Source organism: Verrucomicrobiota bacterium (genome assembly GCA_027622555.1).
Classification (GTDB): Bacteria; Verrucomicrobiota; Verrucomicrobiia; order Opitutales; family UBA2995; genus UBA2995.
Genome location: JAQBYJ010000188.1, coordinates 1 through 7,401 on the forward strand (window position 1 = coordinate 1; position 7,401 = coordinate 7,401).

General features: G+C 50.8%; 5 protein-coding genes. 1 reads left to right on the forward strand and 4 read right to left on the reverse strand.

Annotated elements, in window-relative coordinates; genetic code table 11:
• The first annotated feature begins 366 nt into the window (after positions 1–366).
• Positions 367–1,335: a hypothetical protein gene (locus O3C43_24160; protein MDA1069581.1), complete on the forward strand. Its 969-nt coding sequence runs from the start codon at positions 367–369 to the stop codon at positions 1,333–1,335.
• Positions 1,336–1,359: 24 nt separating this feature from the next.
• Here the strand turns inward: O3C43_24160 and O3C43_24165 are convergent, their stop codons facing one another.
• The 4 genes from O3C43_24165 to O3C43_24180 form a co-directional block, all read right to left on the reverse strand.
• Positions 1,360–2,697 (reverse strand): tripartite tricarboxylate transporter substrate-binding protein, encoded by a 1,338-nt coding sequence (locus O3C43_24165; GenBank protein ID MDA1069582.1) that lies wholly within the window; start codon positions 2,695–2,697, stop codon positions 1,360–1,362.
• Positions 2,698–4,182, reverse strand: a complete 1,485-nt coding sequence (locus O3C43_24170) for a tripartite tricarboxylate transporter permease (protein MDA1069583.1) — start codon at positions 4,180–4,182, stop codon at positions 2,698–2,700.
• A 165-nt stretch (positions 4,183–4,347) separates the two neighbouring features.
• Positions 4,348–5,289, reverse strand: coding sequence for a hypothetical protein (locus O3C43_24175; GenBank protein ID MDA1069584.1), 942 nt, complete (start codon positions 5,287–5,289; stop codon positions 4,348–4,350).
• A 496-nt stretch (positions 5,290–5,785) separates the two neighbouring features.
• Positions 5,786–7,225 carry a DUF1501 domain-containing protein gene (locus O3C43_24180; protein MDA1069585.1) on the reverse strand — a complete coding sequence of 480 codons (1,440 nt, stop codon included), beginning with the start codon at positions 7,223–7,225 and terminating at the stop codon, positions 5,786–5,788.
• Positions 7,226–7,401 lie beyond the last annotated feature (176 nt).

A 7,401-nucleotide genomic window follows, 5' to 3' on the forward strand; every position in this document is an offset into this window, starting at 1 on the left:
TACTGGTTTTCCAAAACTTTATCATGCGCATTTTACGGACAACCAGCGGCTTTTCGAACAGGGTCTAGCCAAGGGCGGACTGATGTATGAGGCCAGTGTGGGTGGTCAGAAGTTCAAGTTTATCCCCAAAGACTAGGCTCACTAAAAAGACTCCAGGACTGTCAGCGTGATTCAGGGGGCTTGAAGGTTCGACAAGTGGGTTCAAGTTATGAAATATTTTTTGAATTCCTCGCCACTTTGTTGAATTAGGCATGTCCTCAGGTTTTAGCCCTAGGTCGCTTTCATCTCATGTTTGTCACTAATAAATATTGCTCCCTCCTGATTTTGCTGAGTACCTCGATCCTTTTGGTAGGGCAGGAGGTTCCTGTGCCCAATCGTGTCAATCGGGGGAATCCTTATTCCGGGAATCCCAACCAGCGAGTCGAGGAAACCGCTGAACAAACCGAGGCCAGAAATACCTTCGTAGACAATCGCGTCTTCAGTGACCTGTTTGAGACAGGCCTGCCTTCCTTCTTTCGGAAAGGGAATTACCGCTTACGCTTGAATCCAAAATTTGGGGACTTTTTTGAGGATGAGTATGTTCGTTTTCCGATAGGGTTAGAGTATAGTTTCAGTAACCACTTCGAAGGAATTGTGGATATCGGCACCTATTTCCCGAATCCGTTTAATAGTGGAGGAAGTTGGGGTACTTATAACCTGAGACTTGGGGGAAAATACAGTTGGTGGAGCGTTGCCGATAGCGAGTATAACGTCTCTGTGGGATTCAAATCCGATATGCCATGGTCAAATCCACCTCTGGAAGTGACAGATGGCTGGGCCCGATATGAGCCTTTTGTTTCAATCAGTCGAGAGTTGAGCGATGACCCAGCGAAGCTTGTATATCTGAACGTTGCCTACGAATTAGTCGGGACTTCGCCCTTTACTTCTAATCCGGTTAGTCCTCGACCCAAGGACCGTATTTTCTTACGTCCCGGGGTTATTTACTATCCAGGCGGCAATTTTCGCTACTCGGCTGAACTGGAATACCGGACCAGCCTTTTCGATGGTCGGACTCCCGTGGCTGCGGACTATGTCGATTGGGTAGGGACCCGGGAGTACAAGCGTGCGTTCAACGAAGTACATGAAGTTATAATTTCTCCGGGTATTACCTGGTTCCCAACTGAAGAATTTCGCAAAGGATTTTTCGTTCCGGGTAACTGGGATGTGGGTTTAAAATTGGACATCCCAATTATTGAAGAAACGGATGAGGACATCGGTGTTTCCTTACGGTTTCGCTGGTACTACGACTACGACGAATATCTTAAGAATTACGTGAAGAGTTGGTGGCCGCTTTGAACAGATAATGTGTGAGTCCCTCTTTTACGGTAGAGGAACCGAAAACACGGTCGTAAAAATATATTCCGAACCGAGCGCAAAGAGCAGTGCCATTTGGGCGATTGAGACCATTCGAGGTCGTTGCCACTCCGAGAGTGTGGCGCCCAGCAAAAATAAAGCAGGTGCAGTCACCAACCCATAGGGTAATCCAACTTGAAGGCTCGCGATGTACCCTATCATGATTGCCGCGGCAACCATGGCCATGGGTGCACTCTTCGAAGTTCCTTCGGCTTTGTCATCCGGGTTACGAAGCTTGCCGATTATGACAAGAATTCCGAGTACGGCAACAATCGCTATTAACCATGCGGGGAAATTAGGAAGATCGGGTGAGGCTTCTGTTTTAAAGTTTCCGAGCTCGTTCTTTTTTTTGTCCAGGTAATCGACGAGTTCTTTTCCTTTCCGAAAATCAAGACCAACGGATTGTTGCTCTAATCCAGCGATAACCTCCGGGTCTGCCATGGTGGCTTGCAACATATCAGCCAGCTGATCGATCACCGCTTGAGGAGTTCCTTTGGGTGCCCAGAAATAATAGGCATTTCCGGAGTAGATTGGAATTCCCTGTTCAGCGGCTGTTTCCACGTTGGGGAGAGTACTGGTCCGGCTTCCATCGAGTACCGCAATCGCTTTGATATTTTGATCCGGAGGTGTCCCATCCGAAGCGCGATAAGCCGTGTACTCGCCAATGGAAAATATGGCTGCATCGAGATGGCCGCCCAGTAGTTGGGTAAAACGTTTCTGACCACCACCGCTTGAAATATAGTTAACCTCGGCTCCGGGTTTCGACTGCTCAATCACTTTGGCATTAAAATATGCTGGGGATCCGACGTCTGCTCCGAAACGTATGCTCTTGGGTTTGGCTGCCGCTTCTTCCAGTAAGGTCGACAAATCATGAAAGGCAGAGTCTTCCCGAACTACAACGAGGGTTGTCAGGTTTCCTGTTTGCGCAATCGGCGTAAAATCATCCGGGCCAAAAGTAACGGTGCCGGATAGTTGGGAGGTTAGGAGAGCATCGTGATGACAAAGAATACGGTATCCATCTGGTCGAGACCCCAGAACGAATCTTGATCCAATGGTGGCACCTCCGCCTGGTTGATTGATAATTACCAGGGGTTGCGGAAGAACTCCTTGGGATGCTATCGATTTCTGAATGATGCGTGCGAAGGTATCGGTACCACCTCCTGCCGTATAGGGGACGACCACCTGAATCGGGTGATTGGGAAATGCGGTACTCCCATTTCCTCCCAGGCTCGAAAGTCGCCAGAAAAGCAGGAGGCAGATCAGGATGGTTGAAACAACTGAAAGAATAACTCGGTAGGTTTTCATTCAGCGACTAAGGGGGGTTGAAGCTTTCGACAATTGTTTCCGTAAAAATGGAAGCATCAACATGGTGAGAGCTACCAAAAGAAATACCAGTGGGATAGGGCGGGTGACTATGGGAAGCCAGGATCCGTTTGTTGATATGAGTCCCGATGTGAGATTCTCCTCGGCAATGGGCCCAAGGACGAAACCGATCACGAAGGGAGCAAGTGGAATATTTTTTGATTCCAAAAGAAAACCCAGGGCACCGAAACCGAGCATCACCCAGACATCGAACAAGCGATTGGAGAGCGCGAACGAGCCTATCACACAAAATATAAGAATAACCGGTAGTAGATAGTTTCTTGGGATCTGAGAAATTTTGGCGAGGCCTCGCATGGAAACAATCATGATCACTGCCATCGCAATATTGGCCAGGAACATGGCACCCATAATCGTATAAACCATAACGGGGTGTTCTTCAAACAAGCGTGGGCCGGGTTGCAAACCATGAATCACCAAGGCACCTAAAAGTACGGCTTCCACCACCGATCCCGGCAGCCCCATCGAGATTAAAGGAATCAAGGCACCGCCGATCGTCGCATTGTTCGCCGCCTCGCCCGCGACAACTCCATCTTCACAGCCGGTCCCAAATTTCTCGGGGTTTTTTGAAGAACTTTTCGCTACGGTATAGGCCGTGACCGATCCAATGTTCCCCCCGATGCCCGGCAACAACCCGATCCATGTCCCAATGACGGATGAACGTATCAGGTTGAACCAGTGGTGGGTGAAGTCCCTCCATTTGATCGAGACTCCTTTCGTCTCAATGGCCTTCATCGTGTTCTCTTTCTTGATATCCATGATGTCCCGAAAAATTTGGTTCACCGCAAAAAGACCAATGAGCACCGGGAGCAATTTAAAGCCATCAAGCAGCTCCTCGATACCGAAGGTTAGGCGCGTTTCCCCGGTTGCAGCAGCTATACCCGGCATGGAGAGCAGGATTCCCAGAAAGCCTGAAAACAAGGAGCGGGGAACAGACTTACCTCCAAGGCTCGCGATCAAAACCAGGGCCATCAAAACCAGGCTGAAATATTCAAACGGTCCAAACTTTGTAGATAACAGAGCAATGGGCCGTGCCAGCATTACAAGGAATCCCCAGGAAATCAGGCCCCCGACAAACGATGACATCACCCCGAGTCCCAGCGCTCGTTCCGCCTGGCCTTTTTGGGCCATGGGGTAGCCGTCGAAGGTCGTCACTATGGAGGCCGGCGTTCCTGGCATGCGAAGCAAGATGGATGTGATCATTCCCCCGCTTACCGCCCCTACATAGATACTGATGAGCAAGGTGAGCGCGTATTGAGGATCCGCTCCATAAGTCAACGGAAGTACCAGGGCAATCAGCATGGTGCCGGTCAATCCCGGGACAGCTCCCACAAAAATACCAAGCGAGGTACCGAGTAGTATTAGAAATAGCCCGGTCGGTGTGAAAAGTTGTTGGATGGCTTCCTGCACTTCTTAGTCAGTTTGTTGGCGTTCTTTCACCGCACTCCAGATACCCTTAACCCGAGAGGCAAGTCATTTGGAGAGTTGAGTGGAATTCTGACGTCTGCAGTGTGTCCAAAATATGGATGCATGCGAGTTATTCACGATTCAAGGAATGACCCATTCAGCACGATCTCAGCGATAATCTCCGAGCTGGAATCTGTAAAAGGCGGGATTGACCCATATCGTGACCGGTTCGACGGTCCAGTCAGGATCCAATGATTGAATCTGCTTAATTTTCTCGGACGCATCTTTCGGAAGAGAAATCAGGTTAGCCCGATAGCCTTGGTACTGTACGAGCATTACCGTGAGTGGTTGTCCGAATGTGGTGGGGATGAACGTGCGATAAAACGGTTGCCACCAGGCATCGTGGATTAAACCAGCTTCATCGGGTGAGTCTTTTTTAGCAAAGCGAGTGACCAGTTCGGCAAATCGTTCCACGTCCTCCTTTTCTTCGAATTCGAGAAACAGATCAAACTCCACTCCAACGACTAACCGTTTTCCATTTTTAAGCGGCACCAGTGGGATGGTGGGCTCTCCCCAATCATCGTTATAAATAAAGGCCGATTGTTTCTGAAGGACTGTGATGGATGGTTTGAGTCCCTCTGAATGCAAAAGGGCGCACAGTTGTTTGGCATGCTTCCAATCGTTGTGCCCATAGACCACAGTCCGGTCGGGATCGAATTGCGGCCAGAGACTTCCGGGAACAATGTTGTAACCTGTCGATATCGAGGCTTCGAGTGGCTTGGTCAGGCGACTCGCGAAATCCATCACCGTGCCTTTCCTCAAAGTCAGCCATGCGGGCTCCTCAACTTTGTTTAGTTTCAGATAAATAGGGTGTGTCGTCCATAGACCCAGGATGTCCGCCCGGTTGCCGGTGAGTCCCAGGCTAGCAAGCAGGGCTGCCGATTGTCGGTCGACCAGTGGTAAGCGATCTGTGTTTTTAGGCGCAAGACGCTTGGTTTTTTCCTCGTTGAAGGTTGTGGCTAGTTCTGCGAGTTCGAGCTCAGCCACCAGAGCCGTATAGTCGGTTGTTTGTTTTGAGCAACTTGGCTGTAGCAGAAGTATTGCAGTCAATCCCGCAAGAATTGTGAAGGTTCGGGAAAGAGGCGTTCTTAAAATTATCTCAGCGGAAATACGCATATCAAAGAGGAGTATTTCGCCCGCTTTCACATGTCCAAGGTTTTTGACGATGACGACCAACTGTGAAAAAGAGAAACGTTTGATGGTAATAGAGCATTTGGAGTAGTAGTCCGCCTAATCAAGTGTACCTACGGCACGAGGCGTGGCGGTCTTACGTTTGCGCCCGTTGGTCTGTTGAAGTCTGCGGAGGTGTGCCCAAGCTTTGGAAGCACGTGGATTATTCACGTTTCAAGGAATGACCCTGTTTGGCTTCCCCCATCTATTGCGTACAGGAAGTAGCGACCACTTCGTTTACGAAGTTCGAGTCGTCGGAGTTGGAGGAGGATGAAGAGCATTTTGATTTAAAGCGTTTCCAGGTGCCGGTTAATGAGCGCCTTCATTTTCATAGTACTCATTGCATTTTCCTCTCGATGAATGCTGCATGTGAGGCCTAGGCGATAATCTTGTCTATTACGTTACCAGAAACATCAGTGAGTCGGAAATTGCGACCGTTATGCAAGTAGGTGAGTCGCTTGTGATCCAGACCAAGAAGGTGGAGGATAGTCGCATGGACATCCGGTACGGTGACAGGGTCTTGGACGGCCATGTGTCCGATCTCGTCGGTTGCGCCGAAGTGGAAACCGGGACGCACACCACCTCCGGCCATCCACATGAGAAATCCATCCGGGTTGTGATCGCGACCTCCATTGGTCCCTTGAGATTGTGGGAGTCGTCCGAATTCACCTCCCCAGACCACCAGGGTCGTGTCCAGCAAACCGCGGCGCTTGAGGTCCGCGATGAGACCGGCAACCGGCTTGTCGGTCATTCGGCACAATGTACCGTGGTTGCCTTGGAGGTCACCATGTGCATCCCACTGGTCATTGGGATAGGCCTGGATGAAACGTACGCCTCGTTCGACCAGTCGGCGGGCGAGAAGTAGTTTGGAACCGTAGTCACGACTGTCCTTTTGATCCATGCCGTAGAGTTGCCTGGTTTCCTCAGTCTCACTGGCAAGGTCGACTGCATCGGATGCGGCAAACTGCATGTTGTAAGCTAGTTCGTAGCTGGCGATGCGAGCTTCGAGGTCGCGCTCGGCGGGATTGCGCTCGTAGTGCGCCTCGTTGAGTGCACGCAAAATATCGAGCTGGCGACGCTGCTGCTCATCCGTTACATCCTTTGGACGACGGAGATTGAGGATGGGATTGTCACCTGACCGGAACAGCGTCCCTTGATTCGAACCGGGAAGAAAACCGGCACCCCAATTGAGCGCACCACCCTTGGTTCCATCCACCTTTGGCATCACAACAAAACTCGGTAGGTCCTGGCTCTCTGAGCCGAGGCCGTAACTTGCCCACGCGCCTGCGCTCGGAAATCCCGGCCGGGTAAAACCGGTGTTCATCTGATACATGGCCGGTGCATGGCTGTTCGATTCAGCCTGACAGGACTTTATCAGGCAGAGCTCATCAATGATCTGACTGGTATGCGGAAGCTGGTCGCACGCCCAGGTCCCACTCTGTCCATACTGTTTGAATGTGTAGGGTGAGCGCATGATCGGCCCGAGGTTGCCGAAGAACGGCTCGACTTTCGTCGCCAGACGTTGACCGTGATAGCGTTCCAGCGCGGGCTTCGGATCGAAAAGATCGAACCCACTCGGACCACCCTCTTGAAAGAGCCAGATAACCGAACGTGCCTTCGGAGCAAAGTGAGGTGGCTTGGGTGCAAGCGGACTTTTAAAATTGCCCGATCCGGCCGCCCGAAGCAGACCGTCGTTGCCTAGAAGCCCCGATAGGGCCAGCAAGCCGAAGCCAGCACCCGATCGTTTGAGCATCTCCCGTCTGCTGAATACGAAGGGATCATTTCCGTGAGAAGACTGATTATTGCAGAGTGACATGGGAACGTTCGGTTAGTTAAGGTAAATGAATTCGTTGAGGTTGAATACCACCTGACACAGGTCGATGAGGGTTCGTCGGGAGTCACCGGCGCGAAGTTCAAGTTGAGACTTACTGACTAGTCCTTAGCATAGGCTACACTTGGGGCGTAAAAAAACGACCTGACCAGCGATTTGTT